Origin of the sequence: Fictibacillus aquaticus (genome assembly GCF_002245695.1) — a bacterium.
Classification (GTDB): domain Bacteria; phylum Bacillota; class Bacilli; order Bacillales; family Fictibacillaceae; genus Fictibacillus; species Fictibacillus aquaticus.
Genome location: NZ_NOII01000001.1, coordinates 1,332,973 through 1,349,816 on the forward strand (window position 1 = coordinate 1,332,973; position 16,844 = coordinate 1,349,816).

The window sequence follows — 16,844 nt, forward strand, 5'->3', positions numbered from 1 at the left end:
AAGAGCCTTCAGTATGGTGTCAACAGAAAAAATACTTCAAATGCATGTACCTTTGCAGTTGTGTAATTCTGCAGTCTGTTTCCATCAGCATCCTAGATATGACAACTTTCTATGGACAGACATATTGCTGACATGCTGGCAATAAAATGAATGTGGAAGGAGCTGTTACTAATGTCTGAACATATTGAACCTGAATATACTGAAGAGGATATTGAACGAGCAGGACAGATGCATTCTCTTTGCAAACAGCACATATCATATCAAGTAATGGTGAAAACAAAAGACGGACAACATGTTGAAGGAATCGTGACTAACGTAGACAAGAAAAATGTCCACATTCTTGTCCCGCAGAACATGGAACCTCAAAATCAATCTCAAGGGCAGTCATCACGCGACGAGCGTCCAATTTACGGACCATTGTACCGGCGCTGGTATCCGCGTGTCTACCCTTTAGCTGCGCTTACCGCACTGTCACTTCTGCCATATTATCCCCCATATCCGCCTTATCCGTATCCGTATCCTTACCCTTATCCATATCCATATCCGTATTATTGATGTTTAGCCTGGGAAACCAGGCTTTTTTTATTTGAACGTTTTCTTCTTCCTTGGACGGGAATAATGGGAAATGACCTGACTATACCAAGGAGGCAGAAAAAAAATGGCAAATATACTGATCCCTTATTACAGTTCATACGGCCACATATACAAAATGGCATTAGCTGTCGCAGAGGGTGCACGCGGTGTGGATGGCTGTGAAGTAAAAGTCGTGAAGATACCTGAATTTGAAGCAACTAAAAAATTTATGAGCTCGCAGGATGCTTACGTAAAAGCTCAGGAAGATCAATCTGATATTCCTGAAGCAACAACTGATGATTTGGAGTGGGCAGACGGAATTATATGGGGAATACCAACCCGATATGGAATGATGCCTGCACAAATGAAACAGTTTCTTGACGCTGCCGGAGGACTATGGGCGAAGGGTGCGCTTGAAGGGAAAGCGACTGCCGTATTCTCAAGCACCGCTACCATCCACGGAGGTCAGGAATCAACAGCAATCACAACCTTTGTTCCGCTCATGCACTTTGGGATGATATTCGTTGGACTTCCTTATGGCGAGAACTCAGAGATGAATACCGCTGAATCAATCGGCGGCTCTCCCTATTCTGCCTCTACCATCGCAGGCGGTGACGGGAGCCTCCAGCCACAGGATGGAGAATTAAAGATGGCATCCCGACTTGGTGTACGTGTAGCAAAGGTAGCATCTGCATTAAAAGGGAACATATAAAATAAAGGGGGTCCGGTACTCAAGTACCGGACCCCCTTTATTTTATTAACAATCTATTGCCCTTTTTATTGAACGTTCTTCACATCATATCCTTGTTCTTCGATGGCTTCAGTCAGGGAGTTTTCTGTGATGGAAGCATCACGATATTCTACATGCACTGTTCCCTCATTCAGCTTGACTTCAACTTGGTCCACGCCAATTTCCTCGAGCGCTTTCGTTACTGCCATTTTGCAATGATTGCATGTCATGCCTTCTACTGTAAGTGTCTTCTTTTCCATTTGTATCTTCCTCTCAAATTATTAAATTTGCGCCCGCTTTAATCGCAGAGCGTTTGTTACAACTGATACCGAACTGAATGCCATCGCTGCCCCTGCAACCCATGGCTCTAGAAGTCCCAGCGCGGCTACCGGGATGCCTGCTGCGTTATAAAACAATGCCCAAAATAAGTTTTGCCTGATATTTCTCATCGTCTTGCGGCTTAGCAAAATGGCTTTTGGTATGTGGTTTAAATCGCCTCCGACAAGTGTGACATCTGCCGCCTCAATCGCTACGTCTGTTCCTGAACCGATCGCCATTCCAATGTCTGCCATCGCAAGGGCAGGAGCATCGTTAATGCCGTCACCGACCATTGCGACTTTCATGCCTTTTGCCTGCAGCTCTTTTACTTTATCTGCTTTTTCTTCTGGAAGCACCTGTGCAAACACACCGTCAATACCAACTTCTTTGGCGATAGCATTAGCTGTCCGTTCATTGTCTCCTGTGATCATATAAACATCTATACCCATTTCTTTCAGGGTGACAACAGCTTTTTTCGATGTTTCCTTCACAGTATCCGCTACAGCGATAATTGCAGCTAATTCGCCGTCCGCGGCCGCCAGCATAGCTGTTTTCCCTTGCTCCTCAAGCTGGAGCAGCTGGTTCTCATACCCCTCAAAAGGTACTGACTTTTCCTTCATCAATTTCCTTGTCCCAACAAGTATGGTCTTTCCGCCGATAACAGCTTCTATACCATGACCGGGTATAGCAGAAAACGATTCTGCTTCTATTCTTTCTTCATTCTTGCCGTATTCCGCGATAGCTTCTGCAAGCGGGTGTTCAGACGCCCTTTCTGCAGCGACAATAGAAGGAATAAATCCCTCTTTAAGCTCAATTACATCGGTAACTTCAGGCTTTCCTTTCGTAACCGTTCCAGTTTTATCAAGCAGAACGGCATCAATCTTGTGAGCTCCTTCAAGGTACTCACCGCCTTTAAACAATATCCCCTGTTCAGCTCCCTTGCCAGTACCGACCATAATCGAAGTAGGTGTTGCCAAACCTAGCGCGCATGGGCAGGCAATGACTAGAATTGCGATGGAAACTTCCAAAGCCTGCGGCAAGCTGCCTGGGTCAATGAAAAAGTACCAGATAAGAAAAGCGAGTATTGCAATGCCAACAACGATAGGTACAAAGATACCTGATATCGTATCGGCCATTCGTTGAATAGGCGCTTTGGAACCTTGTGCTTCTTCTACGATCTTGATGATTCCTGCCAGCGCTGTTTCCTTGCCGACCCTTTGAGCTTCCATTTTTAAAATGCCGTTTTTATTGATCGTGGCTCCGATGATTTGATCGCCTGCTTGTTTTTCAACAGGGAGTGATTCACCAGTTATCATGCTTTCATCAACTGACGATGTGCCTGAGATAACGATGCCATCAACCGGTATTTTTTCGCCTGGCTTGACGATTAAGATATCTGAAACCGCCACTTGGTCAAGCGGAATCTTGATTTCTTCTCCGTTACGTATTACTGTCGCTTCTTTCGCCTGAAGACTGAGCAGCTTCGAGATTGCTTCAGTCGTACGGCCTTTTGCCAGCGCTTCAAAATACTTCCCTACAAGAATAAGGGTGATCAGAACGGCACTTGTTTCAAAGTAAATCTGAGGATGGTAATGAGCAGCACCAAGCGTTCTTATCGCCTCCGCCAAACTGTAAAAATAAGCCGCTGATGTGCCGAGTGCAACCAGTACATCCATATTTGCACTTTTGTTTCGAAGCGCCCTGTAAGCCCCCATATAGAACGGACCGCCAATATAAAACTGGACTGGTGTAGCGAATGCAAGCTGCACCCACGGATTCATTAAAAATTCTGGAACCGGTATTCCAAGATCCCATGGCATATGAGCAAGCATCGTATAAAGAAGAGGCAGCGACAAAATGATCGAAAGAAGCAGTTTGAATTTTTTGCTCCTTAATTCTTCTTCTTTGAGCGACTTCTTCTCTTCCCTATTTTGTTTCACATTGCCTTCATAGCCAAGTTTTTGAATCTTTCCGAGAATATCTTCTACAGATACCTGAGAGGGGGTATATTCAATAGTGCCTGTTTCGCTGGCAAGGTTCACTGCTGCTTTTGATACCCCATCCATTCTTGATAAGCCCTTTTCGATCCGGGTGGCGCATGCCGAGCACGTCATTCCGTGTATATCCAGTTCAACTTTTTCCTTTACGGTACCGTACCCCAGTTTTTCAATCTTTTCTTCGATCTGCGGGAGGTCTGTTTTCTCTGCGTCGTAGCTTATTGACGCTTTTTCCATCGCAAGGTTTACATTTGCTTCTACGCCGTCCATTTTATTGAGCACTTTTTCGATGCGGATGGCGCAGGCTGAGCACGTCATGCCCGTAATGCCGATAGTCGCTTCTTTTTGACTCATGGCGTTCACCTTCTTTTAAGATTTAGAAAACTGCTGAAACACCTTCATAAGCTCTTCAATCGATTCTTGGCCTTTCCCCGAGTTAATTGCGTCAGCTACACAATGCTGTGTATGATCTTCTAAAAGCTCGAATCCTACCTTTTTCATGGCAGCGTTTATCGCTGAAATTTGAACGAGTATATCTACGCAATAGCGGTCTTCCTCGATCATTTTTTGAATGCCGCGCACCTGTCCTTCGATTCGTTTCAGTCTTTTAACAAGGACTTCTTTATCTTCGCCGCAGCGATGTGTGAATTTATCCAATTGATTGATCACTTCCTTTATTCAGGGTGTTTACTTGTTATACTTCATAATATACTATACCCCCCTATAGTATGCAATAACTATTTCTCACCTTTTACCAAAAATAGATAAATGCCTGCTACAGCTAAGACTGTCAGTACGATCTTTCCTTCTGTTCCCCACTCTGTCACGGCATTGACCGAGTATGCTTCCAAAAGCAGTGCAGGCGCTTTTCCAATGGTCGAAGCCACAATAAATAAAGCTGCTGAAACTTTTCCTGCCGCCGCGGCAAAAGTGACAACACCTGACGGTACGAACGGAAGCAGCCTCAAAGAAACGATCATCAGGAACGCCTCTTTTCCATCGGTGTTCACAAGCTTTTGCAGCCGAGGGTATGTGCAAAGCTTTTGCTGAATGGCTGCTTTAAACCCCTTCCTGTACAGCCAGAATGAAACAGCTGCCCCGAGTGCTTCCCCGGCAAACGAAATTGCTGTCCCTTTCCAGAATCCAAAAAATAATATGTTGGCTGCGGTTATGAACACACTCGGCACTAGGCCTAGTACTGCTACAGTTATACTTAACAACAAGCTTATGGCCAGCGCTCCCTGCGGAAAATCGGCCAAAAGTGAAAACAATTGTTCTGTCATTTGCATACCCTCCTGGGGTTTCTTTTCTCTATTGACCATCATAACGGGTGCAAAAATAAAAAGCCATACATATGCAGAGGGCACTGAAAAACCGTTCGAATTTTATCGTGTATACTATGTTGCTATGAAAGAAATCAGAGAAGAGGCTGATCTCCGTTTCAGGCGCACCCTAGAGCGGAGATCACCATACCAAACTTTTTAGTAAATTGGTTTTTAATGCCTGTATATGTACGGCTTAAAAAATTTCTATTTAGATCGATGACTTCTCTGAAACATCTCTTTTCAGCTTCAGTACTTTTCCATACGTTAATGTTCTCCATACCCATTCCAGCGGACCCATGGTATAGCGCTTAATCCACCATTTTGCGAAAATCAGCTGTACTGAAAAAATGACTGCAGCTAGAAATGCACCAGTCATTGGACCGATCGAACCGTAAAGGCCAAGTCCGTAGCTGTTAAAGATCGTTGTACATATAACTGATTGCATTAAATAGATGGTAAATGCCATTCTTCCTGGGGCTGCAAAAGCACTGAGAAGTTTCTTTCCGTTTACAGTCTTGTATAGGAGAACGATTAAGGACAGATAAAACAGGCTCATCATGGCCCCGCCGAATTCGTATCCCCATATCCACGTAGTTTCATAAACTCCGCTTTTTCCTTTTTCAGAATAAAAGAGCACAGGCAGAAGTTTGCTTCCGGCTCCTAAGATGAAGGTGGCTGCTAAAATACGCCAAAGATTTTTGGGAGTATATAAGTTCCTCTTTTTTGCCGAATACATGCCGAACAAAAACATCGGAAGCAAAGCAATTGCTGTGATAATAAAAAATGCATTAAGTTCTTGCCATTCTGATATTCTTACAGCCATGATCTCCGTAAACGTTCCATCACTGTATACGTTGATCATCTCCTCAATTTCGGCTTCATACTTGGCATCATCCTGTTTTTGAGTCTTTACCGGTTCGCCAGTTGCCCAGTATAGGGCATTGCCCGCTGTCATGAGCGCCGAATAAAGCGTCAAAATAATGATACCTGTCAAAAATAATGTTTTCGGTTTTCTTCTAATAAAAAGAAGGGCAATCATTCCTATGCCTGCATAGTTGATCAAAATGTCACCATGCCAAAACAGCACCACATGAAGCACACCGAACAGGAACAGTACAATCTGGCGGCGTGCAAATATAGGTAGAATTCTTCTTTCTTTCGCCTCCGCCCTCTCTTTCATTATAATGATGCCAAATCCGAACAAGAAGCTGAACATGGTGATAAAATTGCCTTGTACAAAGAAATCAAGCAATATAGTCGCGGCAACATTATAGGATTCATTCCAGTATGCATAGCTTAGATAGCTGATCGGAGTGTCCGGCCCTGCAAAAGATTTCATGTTCACTAGCAGTATGCCTAGGAGAGCTATGCCTCTCATCACATCCAGCACTTCTATCCGCTCCCCTTCACCCACCGGCAGAACGCTATTTTTAACTCTCACTACAAAACACCTCGTTTTTTTCAATAGATTAATGGCGATAAAGACAAGTATCCACATGGTTTATTTTACCTTAATAGTGCAAATTAGTTAGAAAAGTCTTAACAATTTGTTATATTTGATTAAAGTGCAAGCATCTTGAAAGGACGTGCCATCTGATTTGAAGAAAAGAACCCTTCCTGTCATTATTGCTATTTCCTCATTCTCTGTCCTGCTTTTCCTGTTCGGCCTTGGATGGGCAGTGAAGGACCAGCTAGTTGATACTCACTCAGAACTTCAGCCATCCACGAAAGAAACCGCAGGCAATACTGAACCAAGTGCTAAAAAGGACAACAAAATTACAGTAGCTGCCATCGGTGATTCGTTGACGAGGGGTACCGGTGATGACAACGGCAAAGGCTACGTCGGTTATTTGATCGAACAGCTGAAGAAAAAGTCAGGTAGCAGTATCGCGGTTGCCAATTCGGCCATAAAAGGGGAGCGTTCTGAAGGGCTGGTGGAGCAGCTGAAGCAGCCGCAGATTCAGCGTCAGATTGCAAACGCTGATGTTATCGTCATGACAATAGGCGGAAATGACCTTTTCCGCGGCGGTGAAGCGCTGCAGAGTCTGGATACAAACAGCATCGAGGATAGCAGAATTCAATACATCAAGAACCTTGAAATCATTTATGGTGCCATCAGAAAGCAAAATCCTAAAGCAGAAGTATTTCATGTCGGTCTTTACAACCCGTTCATTAATATGCAGGAATCAGAACTGACAACAGCGATCGTCCGAGACTGGAACTTTGCAGCAGCGGAATCAGCAGCTAAGTTTGAAAAAGTCGTTTATATCCCGACATTCGATTTATTTCAGCTCCGTGCTGAAGACTACTTATACAGCGATCAGTTCCATCCGAACGCAGAGGGCTACAAGCTGATTGCCGAACGTGTCGCATCACTTATCACTGTTCAGGAGGAGGGCAAAACAAAATGACGATGATTCCGGCACTGCAAGTAAAAGATCTTCGAAAGACCATCAAGCGCAAGGAAATCATTAAGGGGATCTCCTTCTCTCTATACCCCGGTGAGGTGTTTGGCTTTCTCGGACCGAACGGCGCCGGCAAGACAACGACCATCCGTATGATCGTAGGACTCATCAAGCCTACTTCTGGCACGATCACGATCGGCGGCAAAAGTGTAACGTCACAGTTCACAGAGGCGATGAAGCACCTTGGCTGTATCGTAGAGAACCCAGAGCTGTATCCATATTTGACCGGATGGGAAAACCTTGAACATTTTGCACGGATGGACAAGTCCATCCCAAAAACAAGACTTAATGAAGTCATAGAGCTAGTGGGGATGGACCGCCGTATTCATGATAAGGTCAGCACCTATTCTCTCGGTATGAGGCAGCGTCTCGGCATTGCCCAGGCATTGCTTGGAAAGCCAAAAGTTTTGATTCTCGATGAACCTACAAACGGACTTGATCCTGCGGGAATACGAGAGATGCGTGAATTCATCCGCCGTCTAGCACGTGAAGAAGGCTTGAGCGTCCTCGTCTCCTCTCACCTGCTAAGCGAGATCCAGCTGCTTTGTGACCGAGTAGCCATCATCTCCAAAGGAAGCGTCATCCGGACAGATACAGTGGACAAACTGCTGGCTGAGCAGGAGCGGGTAATTTGGCGCGTTTCGCCAGTTGACCGTGCGATGCAGCTGCTGAGCGAAGAAACTTCGGTTAAGGAAGGGCTTGATGGAACGTTGATAACCCTTTATGACTCAGAGCAGGTTCCAGTTTGGAATAAAAAGCTAATTGAGGCTGGTATCTCTGTATCAGAAATGAAAACTCAGCTTCCATCTCTTGAAGACTTATTCCTTGAACTGACAGGAGGCGAAACCATTGACTAGTCTCGTACACAACGAAATGCTGAAGCTGCTTAGGAAAAAGCGGCTTTATGTAATCATCCTGATCATCGCCTTCCTTGTGCCGCTCTTTACATATGCGCAGTTCAAGCAGATTCAGACAGCAGCCGAAAAGCTAGGTACTGACGACTGGCGCACAAGGCTGCAGCAGGAAATCGTTGACACGCAAAACCGTCTCAGTTCGAGCCGGATTCAGGATGAATGGCGTAAGTTCTTAAAAGTGCGGCTCACCCAGCAGCAATATTACCTGGATAACGATATCAACCCGCAGGCGCCAGGCGCACCGACGTTCATGCGTGTTTTCGCTGAAAACTCGATCGACTTGCTGCTGCCGCTTCTTGTCATGGTAGTCGCTGCCGATCTTGTGTCATCCGAAGCAAGCGGCGGTACCATCAAGCTGCTGCTCACACGGCCGGTTCAACGCTGGCGCATACTGTTAAGTAAATATTTAGCCCTGCTGCTCAGTGTATCGTTTATCGTGCTTATGGTCGGTATCCTTTCTTATCTAATATCAGGGATTGTCTTCGGATATGGCGGCTGGAACCTTCCGCTGCTCACCGGATTCAGCGTCCAAGGCGATGAACTTGTAACAAACAGCGTCCACATGGTGCCGCAGTGGCAGTATATCCTGATGGAATTCGGCCTCGTCTGGTTCGTGTGTGTCGCGGTCGGTACACTCACCTTTATGCTTTCTGTCCTTTTGCGGAGCACAGCGGCAGTTATGGGAATCATGCTCGCTTCTCTCATCGCCGGTGCCATTCTTGTTAACATGGTGTCCAGCTGGGAAAGCGCCAAATATTTCTTCATGGTTAACCTGCAGCTGACCAACTATGTAAGCGGTATGGCACTCCCGATAGAAGGCATGTCCCTCGGCTTCTCCATGGCCGTTCTTGCCGTATGGACAATCGCTGCATTAGTTATATCTTTTGTTGTCTTTACGAAGAGGGATGTATATTAAGACGTTTAAGAGAGCCTGACTTTTGTCGGTCTCTTTTTTTTGCACAGGTTCTAAACAGTACAGAACTGTCAACTTCTATATATTCCTTGTAAAATGTTATCCTTTTAGAAATTGAAAAAACCCCAGCCTGCTTCCCAGGCCGGGGTTCTCTTAATTATTGCTCGATATTCACTTTCTGCTTTTTCAAGCTGTTCTTCTTAAGGCGTCCAGCAGCAAGTACTGCGACAATAATTAGAATTTCAAAGCCGTATTTCAAAATTGGATTATCGAAGTATGCTTTTGTAAATTGATCGTCTACGATCATTTTTGCTGCTGTCCATGCAAGGATGGCAGAACCGACTGTGATGATCCATGGGTATTTGTCCATCAGCTTCAAGAATAGTGTGCTTCCCCATACAACGATAGGAACAGAGATTAAGAGTCCAATAACGACGAGCAAGAAGTTCCCGTGTGCCGCTCCGCCTACCGCGATAACGTTGTCGAGTCCCATTGCCGCATCTGCGATAATGATCGTACGGATTGCTGCAAAGATATTATCTTTCGCTTGAATATCATGCTCTTTCTCTTCAACAAGCAATTTGTATGCAATATAAACGAGGACGATTCCGCCTGCGAGCAATAAGCCTGGAATATCAAGCAGCCAGACAACAGCAAGTGTTGCTGCTGCACGGATGGCGATCGCACCGACTGTTCCCCAAAGGATTACCTTTTTTTGCTGATCTTTTGGCAGGTTTCTTGCTGCCAGACCGATTACGATGGCGTTGTCACCCGCTAGTACAAGATCGATGACTACAATTGCTAGTAACGCCGAAAAAAATTCTGCCGAGAATAATTCCATTTTTTCAATTTCCTCCTCAAAACATGCTGTTACGTATTATACCTTAATTTTTACTTATAGGTAATGAAACTGCTAAACTCCGTCATTTAAATAAAAAAGGCTCTATGATGCCCTGCCAGCTTATCCTCACCTTTCATAATATAAATAAAGGAGGTGCTTCCTATGTGTGCTTGCAACCACTGTGCTTCACGAGCGCTTTGCTGTAAAAAATGCGTGATGTTCTGCAACGTGCCGCTTTTCTGCACTCCTATTCACTCCTGCTGCTGTCCTGGTATTAACCCGCCGGCCGTTGAACCTCCGTTCGTTATCTTGTGCTCCTGCAAGTGTGCTGCCAAAAATAATTGCTGCAGATAAAACGAACTTTGCTCTTATTTAGGACGAGCTGTATAACTCGCTGACAACTAGTATACGAACAAAGAGAACTTAGGTTTCATACTTAAGTCTCTTTTTTTATAAATCTGTCTATACTTCTAATAAAAGTTTTGCAGGGGGAAAAGATATGCAGCTGTTTCGAAAATGGGGGAAGCGTTTTTTGGAAGATAACGTGTTTGATCTTTCCGCCCAGCTCGCCTACTATTTTCTCGTTTCCCTGTTCCCCTTTAGTTTCCTGGTATTTACACTGCTGGGCTATCTTCCTATTTCAACTGAATATGCGCTGACCCTCTTTCAATCCGTAGCCCCTGAGGATGCCTACCGCCTCATGGAGTACAGCCTTATCCGTCTTCTCGATGAACAGCGCGGCGATGTCCTGTCAGTTTCTCTTATTATTATGATATGGCTTTCATCCATCGGCATTCATGCTATCATCCGCGCATTCAATCATGCCTACCAGATTGAAGAGACCCGTCCTTTCTTAAGAGAGCTTGCTCTTGGTGTCTTATTGACGCTTGGACTAGTCTTTGCCGTATTTACCGCCCTCCTGCTGCCTGTCTATGGCCGCCTGTTAGGCGAGTACGTCTTTTCCCGCACAGGATGGTCACATCCATTTTGGGATGCATGGCAGATTGCACGGTATTTTATTAGTTTTTTAGTTCTTTTTACGATGTTCTCCGCACTGTACAAGTTTGCACCATACAAGAAGCTGTCTCTTGCGAACGTTTGGCCTGGCTCTTTATATTCAGCGCTCGGATGGCATGGCATCTCTTATATTTTTTCAAGATACGTGTCTTATTTCGATTACAGCCAAATCTACGGAAATCTCGGAGCCTTGCTCACTCTCATGATCTGGTTCTACCTGTCAGCTATGATTCTAATTACAGGCGGCCAGCTAAACGCCATCCTGACACTTGGCCGCGATAATAACTAAAGGCTTTTCTAATAAGGTTATCACTTTTAAATGTTTGGTAAGAAAGCTCTGTAGATTTGCTTTTGAGGTTTAATTAGCCTTCGCTTCGTTCACCTTGGCTGAAACTTGCTTTATCTTCACGATTCCATCATTGATAAAGTTGATCGTAGTGTAAGGTGCCGACTCCTCGAAAATGAGCGTGCGCCTGAAACGGAGATCAACCGCCTCTCTGAATTCTAAAAAAGATTTTACGTTAACAGCCTAATTTAAAATCTAAGAAACAACAATTTTCATAACATTTACGCAGAATGATTGACTTTTTGTTTGCTCCGTATAATGATGAAGTAAGAACCTTTGGACGGTCGCTTTTCCTTTCATAAGGCTTGCAACGAATGTAAGGGGTTGGGAACTATCTCATGACGTTAAAAAACTTAATTTTGCTCGTGCTTCTGCTTGCCGGTATTTTCATCTTTGTATTCTATAGCATACCGCTTCTGCTTGCCCTTATTACGGCCATTATGCTTGAAAATGTAGTGCAGTTTCTGATCAAACGTTTCAAAATGAAGCGGCTGTTATCCGTGTCGATCGTGTTTGTTCTTTTTATGGCTGCGTTCGGGCTGCTGTCATGGTGGCTGACAACGAATCTAGTCGTTCAAATCATTGAGTTTTCGCAATTGATTCCTTCTTATTCCGTTCATATTTTTAACATTGCTGAAAGTACGTTTTACGAGTGGGAAAATTTTTACAGTACCCTGCCTCCTGAAATTGTTTCTACTATTGAAAAAGGCCTTGATGGACTGCAGACATACGGTGTGGATTCTGCAAAAGGCTTAACAGACGCAATTATCGGTATTGTAACGTATATACCGCAGCTGCTCATTTATATCATTATTTACCTTGTGGCGGTGTTCTTGTTCTCACTGGACCTTCCAAAGCTATATGCAGAGTTTCTAAATCTATTTACGACTTCCGCTAGAGAAAAGGTAGAGATTGTTTTCTCACAGCTGTCAAAAGCGACAGTCGGCTTTTTCCGGGCTCAGATCATTCTCAGCTTTATCACTTATGTTCTCGCTTTTATCGGACTGGTCATTCTGGACGTGGACTATTCTGTGATTATCGCGCTCTTGATCGTTATCGTTGACATCCTGCCTATATTAGGAACCGGTTCTTTCCTTGTTCCATGGGCTTTGTATAACTTCTTCATCTCCAATAATGATCATCTGGCTATTGGTCTGCTTATCATGTTCGGTGTCATTACCGTCATCCGTCGCATCATTGAACCAAAGATACTAGGGTCAAGCCTTGGTATTTCTGCGCTTGCCGCTCTTGCTTCGCTTTACATCGGGTTTCAGCTGCTTGGTTTTATCGGCCTTATCGTCGGCCCTGCATGTGTCATTGTTTATGAGGCATTGCGAAGCGCTGGTTTTCTTAAAATTAAAATTGACTTTTAAAAAGCCGTTTCCTCAGAGGAGCGGTTTTTTTGTTATTTCTATAGTTTTCAACATTTTTGCATTGGGAATAATAAAGAGAAGGAAGCAAATTAGTCTCACGCTTCGAAAAGTATGGATGCGATATTGGGGTTGGAGGAATAGTCATGAACAACGCAGCAGCCGCACCAAAAGAAAAAGAGAGAGAATATTACTTTGACAATGCGAAATTCATTTTAATTTTTCTAGTCGTGTTCGGACATTTTATCTCTCCTATCAAAAATCAGAACGAATGGCTTTATACGATTTATAATTTTATTTACACCTTTCACATGCCTGCATTTATCTTGATTGCCGGATTTTTCACAAAAAGCGTCAAAAAGGATGGGTACCTGCCCAAAATATTCCGCAAGGTGCTCGTTCCTTACGTCGTATTTCAAATTGTGTATACGTTTTTCTATTATGACCTGTACAGCAAGGATGAGGTAAAACTCGATTTCTTTGATCCTCATTGGACATTATGGTTCCTCCTCAGCCTTGTATTTTGGAACATACTGCTGAAGCTTTTTGTAAAATTCAAGTACCCTCTTGCAATCGCCATTGTCATAGGGGTGCTTGCAGGATATGTACATGATATCGGAACGTTTCTCAGCCTTTTAAGGACGTTTGTATTCTTCCCTGTCTTTCTTCTCGGCCACCTGCTCGAGAAGAGAGATTTCAAGAAAATACTAGAACCTGCTAAAAAAGCTGCCGCAGCAGCTTTTCTGATCGTGCTATTTGTCACCTATCATTTCATTTTTCCTAATGGAACGAAGGAATGGCTTCTCTCGTCGTCCTCTTATGCTGACATACTCGGAATCTACAGCTGGGCAGGAGGGTTTATCAGGCTTGGCATGTACGCGGTAATGTTCTTAGCAACATTCAGCATCCTGGCTATCATACCAAGAAGAAAAATGTTCTTTACTGAGCTTGGAGAACGCACGTTGTATATTTACCTTCTCCACGGTTTTGTCGTTAAATGGCTGTTTACAACTGACCTGTTCAAGTCAATTGAGCAGAACGGATGGTATATTATGATTTTGTTCCTGGCACTGATCGTCACCCTTTTCTTAGCGAGCAAACCGGTAATCGCCCTCGCACAGCCATTCATTGAGCTCCGCTGGACGAAACTGACGAATTTGCTGGCTAACCGCCGTAAAACACAGGAACGATAGAAGAATAAGGACGAGCCTAATAAAAGAGACTGAAAACCGGTTGCAAATCACCGGTTTTCTTTAATTCAGTACAACACCTATTTCACTGCTCTGGCATATGATTGTTATTATTGAAACGGAGTGGTGCTTTATGGCTGAATTTATTAAAAAAGCTGGCAGTCTAAAAGCCGATCATGGTGTATTAACCATTAATGTGGTTAACGTCAAAATACCTGCCCAATTCATCACACTGGAAATAAGAGGTATTAATGGTGATTTCATCGGTCAGCAAAGATTTCAAACACTATTTAGCAACTCTTTATCCATTTCTCTTCCAAAAGGAAAATATATGGTCATCTTAATGATACCTGGTTACGTTCCTAAATATTATTCCATCATTATGAGAAAGAATCATCATCATTCCATTCGCTCCATTCTGCTTCCGTTAAAGAATTGTTCTCCTGTTCAGGATTTTTCTTAATCTGATACTGATCACCAAAAACTTTTCAAAACGAAAATAACTGGACTCCTTTTCCCAAAGGAGTCCAGTCTCGTTTTATTTATTAGTTAAGTGATGCTGCACCAGCACTTACATCCAAATAATAAGCGCCGCTTCCTTTGCTTGAAGAGACGACTACTTTATAGGCGCCAGTCTTCGTTGGTTTATATGCCGTGTGATCTTGGCGCTCATTTTGTGTCGAGCTTGCTACAGTTGCTCCTGTTGGATCAACAAGCGACACTTTATAGCTGTGGGAAGGTCCGAAGATCAAGAACCCTGGCGACCAGTTTGGCGTGATTAGTGTCAATGAGATAGGAAACGCTGTATTATCAACATTCAGTGTGTAAGTATGGCTTGCTCCTGAGCTAATGCTTGTACCTTTATAAAAATGGTTCGGTACAGCTGGACCAACGCCGCTCAAGCCTCCCGCTGCTTTGACCGCTGCATAGCCGTCAAGGCGTCCATAGCCATATTCGCTGTCTTTTCCTGCTGGTCCAAAATCTATCGCTGTTGAATATAAAGCATTTTTGATTTCAGGCTCTGTGATGCCAGGGTTTGCATCTTCCATTAGGGCTATCGTTCCTGCCGTGAATGGAGTCGCCATACTTGTACCGCTGTACGTGACGTATTGATTCCCTGAATTGGCTTTTGCTGCGGTAATATTATATCCCGGAGCGAAAATATCCGGCTTCACGCGTCCGTCAGCAGTCGGTCCGCGGCTTGAGAAATAGGTAAGGTTAAAACCGTTCTCACCCAGATCAGCGCCTGCACCGACCGTGATAGCTTTTTCTGCTGCTCCAGGAGAACCAATCGTTTTCGATTGCGGTCCTTCGTTACCTGCTGCAACTGCTACAGCCAGTCCCGCTGCTGACGCATTATTTACAGCAACAGATGTCGCGTCCTTCCCATCTGAACTGCCAGATGAGCCTAAGCTTAATGAAAGAACTTCAATTCCATAAACGTCTTTATTCTGAACAGCCCAGTCTATCCCGGCCGCAACCGTACTCATGCTTCCTGACCCTTGAGAATCAAGCACTTTTACACCGACCAATGCCGCTCCCGGCGCTACACCTTTATTGGCTGAGTTCGCATCACCTTCTCCAGCCACTATGCTGGCACAGTGTGTACCGTGACCTTGGTCGTCATATGCGGTTGCGCGGTTATTTACTAAGTCTTTCCATCCAATTACCTTGCCGCCGTCAAGGTCAGCGTGTGCGGCATCAATACCTGTATCAATGACCGCAACAACGGCATCATTTTTTGTATAGCTGCGCTCATTGCCGTCCATGTCACCTGTCAGCCCAAAATCGGAGCGTGCTTTTTCGGTACCGAACGAAGCATTTGCTGTGCTAAGGTTTATTTTTACAGGGGCATCGTACTCTACTTGTTTGACGAAAGGCAGAAGCTTCATAAGTTCGATCTGCTTTACTGTCATTGTAGCAGCCATGCCATTGAACACTTTATAATCAAAGTTCTTTTTGAATGCCCCTAGCTTCTGTGCCAGCTTTTCGTATGCTTTTCCGCCTGCAAACTCCTCATTAAACTGAATGATGACCGGGACCTTTTCTTCATTTTTCAATCCTTTTATCTTCTGTTCAAGATTGTCGAGCATTTTATTTGAGTTGCTGTCCGTCATTACACCTGCTAACGCTTTGTCTCCTGCATAATTTGGACTTTCTGCCATAACCGAGAATGGAGTAATCAAAAGAGTACCTGCAAGCATAGATGCTGCGATTTTCTTTTTATTCACCTAAAATGCCTCCTTTAGAATATAAGCTGCGTTTTTTGTCATTTCTTGGTGTTAACTCCATCATAAGTTCCGCTTGGTGCATTGTGATGAGGACAAATCATTATTTTCCAAATCATGACTTTCACTCTAGTAAAATATATAAAATATCTACATATCGAAATAAGTACACGTTTATGTAAAACATTTTCCCAACAATATTAGTACGTCTTCCCTATTAAACTTTAAGAGCATTGATATTCACATGATGCATAGTTCATTTGGACAATAAAGAAAACTTGGCTGATTTTAAGCTTTATAGTTCAAAAAAAGTTGGATCGGTGATCTCCGCTCCAAAGTGCTTCGCTTTCCGCGAGGCGTTCGGTGAGCCCCTTTGCAGCTTTGCGCCCTAAAGGATCTCACCTGACCGCTCGTCCCTCAGGACAAGGAAAGCTACGGCAGCAAGACATAGCACAAAAAAATGCGATTTTCATTTTCGAGAGTTTCGCCCCCTTCATAATAAATGAATAGAAACAAATCGCAAAAAAGGCAAAAAAAAAGGCTTTGCATGAATAATTACATGCGAAGGCCTTGAATTTCACTTACTCTTAAAAATTTATTTTCAACGTCAAAACTAT

17 protein-coding genes are annotated in these 16,844 nt (G+C 44.0%); 9 read left to right on the forward strand and 8 right to left on the reverse strand.

Features of this window, described 5'->3' with window-relative positions; genetic code table 11:
• The first annotated feature begins 171 nt into the window (after positions 1–171).
• On the forward strand, positions 172–555 hold the full coding sequence (locus tag CGZ90_RS06955; RefSeq protein WP_094251578.1) for a hypothetical protein: 384 nt from the start codon (positions 172–174) through the stop codon (positions 553–555).
• A 103-nt stretch (positions 556–658) separates the two neighbouring features.
• Positions 659–1,285, forward strand: a complete 627-nt coding sequence (wrbA, locus tag CGZ90_RS06960; protein ID WP_094251579.1) for an NAD(P)H:quinone oxidoreductase — start codon at positions 659–661, stop codon at positions 1,283–1,285.
• A gap of 65 nt (positions 1,286–1,350) precedes the next feature.
• Here wrbA and CGZ90_RS06965 read toward each other — a convergent pair whose 3' ends face one another.
• The 5 genes from CGZ90_RS06965 to CGZ90_RS06985 all read right to left on the reverse strand — a co-directional run bounded on the left by CGZ90_RS06965 (position 1,351) and on the right by CGZ90_RS06985 (position 6,384).
• Complete coding sequence (locus CGZ90_RS06965; RefSeq protein WP_094251580.1) at positions 1,351–1,563, reverse strand: copper ion binding protein; 213 nt, start codon at positions 1,561–1,563, stop codon at positions 1,351–1,353.
• A 21-nt stretch (positions 1,564–1,584) separates the two neighbouring features.
• On the reverse strand, positions 1,585–3,972 hold the full coding sequence (locus CGZ90_RS06970) for a heavy metal translocating P-type ATPase (RefSeq protein WP_094251581.1): 2,388 nt from the start codon (positions 3,970–3,972) through the stop codon (positions 1,585–1,587).
• Between the two features lie 15 nt (positions 3,973–3,987).
• Positions 3,988–4,275, reverse strand: a complete 288-nt coding sequence (locus CGZ90_RS06975; RefSeq protein ID WP_379675162.1) for a metal-sensing transcriptional repressor — start codon at positions 4,273–4,275, stop codon at positions 3,988–3,990.
• Positions 4,276–4,355: 80 nt separating this feature from the next.
• Positions 4,356–4,901 carry a TVP38/TMEM64 family protein gene (locus CGZ90_RS06980; RefSeq protein WP_094251583.1) on the reverse strand — a complete coding sequence of 182 codons (546 nt, stop codon included), beginning with the start codon at positions 4,899–4,901 and terminating at the stop codon, positions 4,356–4,358.
• A gap of 250 nt (positions 4,902–5,151) precedes the next feature.
• A complete protein-coding gene (locus CGZ90_RS06985; protein ID WP_165766793.1) occupies positions 5,152–6,384 on the reverse strand; it encodes a DUF418 domain-containing protein in 1,233 nt (410 codons plus the stop codon).
• 157 nt (positions 6,385–6,541) lie between these two features.
• On the opposite strand from CGZ90_RS06985, the gene CGZ90_RS06990 reads away from it, so the two are divergent.
• Genes CGZ90_RS06990 through CGZ90_RS07000 form a run of 3 tightly spaced genes read left to right on the forward strand, consistent with a single transcriptional unit; the run spans position 6,542 to position 9,238 of the window.
• Positions 6,542–7,354 carry an SGNH/GDSL hydrolase family protein gene (locus CGZ90_RS06990; protein WP_094251585.1) on the forward strand — a complete coding sequence of 271 codons (813 nt, stop codon included), beginning with the start codon at positions 6,542–6,544 and terminating at the stop codon, positions 7,352–7,354.
• Positions 7,351–8,265: an ABC transporter ATP-binding protein gene (locus CGZ90_RS06995; protein ID WP_094251586.1), complete on the forward strand. Its 915-nt coding sequence runs from the start codon at positions 7,351–7,353 to the stop codon at positions 8,263–8,265. The genes CGZ90_RS06990 and CGZ90_RS06995 overlap by 4 nt, the downstream gene beginning before the upstream one ends.
• A complete protein-coding gene (locus tag CGZ90_RS07000) occupies positions 8,258–9,238 on the forward strand; it encodes an ABC transporter permease (protein WP_094251587.1) in 981 nt (326 codons plus the stop codon). Before CGZ90_RS06995 ends, CGZ90_RS07000 begins: the two co-directional genes overlap by 8 nt.
• A 154-nt stretch (positions 9,239–9,392) precedes the next feature.
• Here CGZ90_RS07000 and CGZ90_RS07005 read toward each other — a convergent pair whose 3' ends face one another.
• Both CGZ90_RS07005 and CGZ90_RS20670 read right to left on the reverse strand, forming a co-directional pair.
• Positions 9,393–10,076 (reverse strand): TerC family protein, encoded by a 684-nt coding sequence (locus tag CGZ90_RS07005; RefSeq protein WP_094251588.1) that lies wholly within the window; start codon positions 10,074–10,076, stop codon positions 9,393–9,395.
• Between the two features lie 86 nt (positions 10,077–10,162).
• A complete protein-coding gene (locus CGZ90_RS20670; protein ID WP_165766794.1) occupies positions 10,163–10,321 on the reverse strand; it encodes a hypothetical protein in 159 nt (52 codons plus the stop codon).
• 254 nt (positions 10,322–10,575) lie between these two features.
• On the opposite strand from CGZ90_RS20670, the gene CGZ90_RS07010 reads away from it, so the two are divergent.
• The 4 genes from CGZ90_RS07010 (at position 10,576) to CGZ90_RS07025 (ending at position 14,462) form a co-directional block, all read left to right on the forward strand.
• Positions 10,576–11,382 (forward strand): YihY/virulence factor BrkB family protein, encoded by an 807-nt coding sequence (locus tag CGZ90_RS07010; protein WP_094251589.1) that lies wholly within the window; start codon positions 10,576–10,578, stop codon positions 11,380–11,382.
• 395 nt (positions 11,383–11,777) lie between these two features.
• Positions 11,778–12,812: a sporulation integral membrane protein YtvI gene (gene ytvI, locus CGZ90_RS07015; RefSeq protein ID WP_094251590.1), complete on the forward strand. Its 1,035-nt coding sequence runs from the start codon at positions 11,778–11,780 to the stop codon at positions 12,810–12,812.
• Between the two features lie 143 nt (positions 12,813–12,955).
• Positions 12,956–14,002 (forward strand): acyltransferase family protein, encoded by a 1,047-nt coding sequence (locus CGZ90_RS07020; protein ID WP_094251591.1) that lies wholly within the window; start codon positions 12,956–12,958, stop codon positions 14,000–14,002.
• A gap of 130 nt (positions 14,003–14,132) precedes the next feature.
• Complete coding sequence (locus tag CGZ90_RS07025; RefSeq protein WP_094251592.1) at positions 14,133–14,462, forward strand: hypothetical protein; 330 nt, start codon at positions 14,133–14,135, stop codon at positions 14,460–14,462.
• Positions 14,463–14,544: 82 nt separating this feature from the next.
• Here CGZ90_RS07025 and CGZ90_RS07030 read toward each other — a convergent pair whose 3' ends face one another.
• Positions 14,545–16,230: a S8 family serine peptidase gene (locus CGZ90_RS07030; protein ID WP_240515363.1), complete on the reverse strand. Its 1,686-nt coding sequence runs from the start codon at positions 16,228–16,230 to the stop codon at positions 14,545–14,547.
• Between the last annotated feature and the right edge of the window lie 614 nt (positions 16,231–16,844).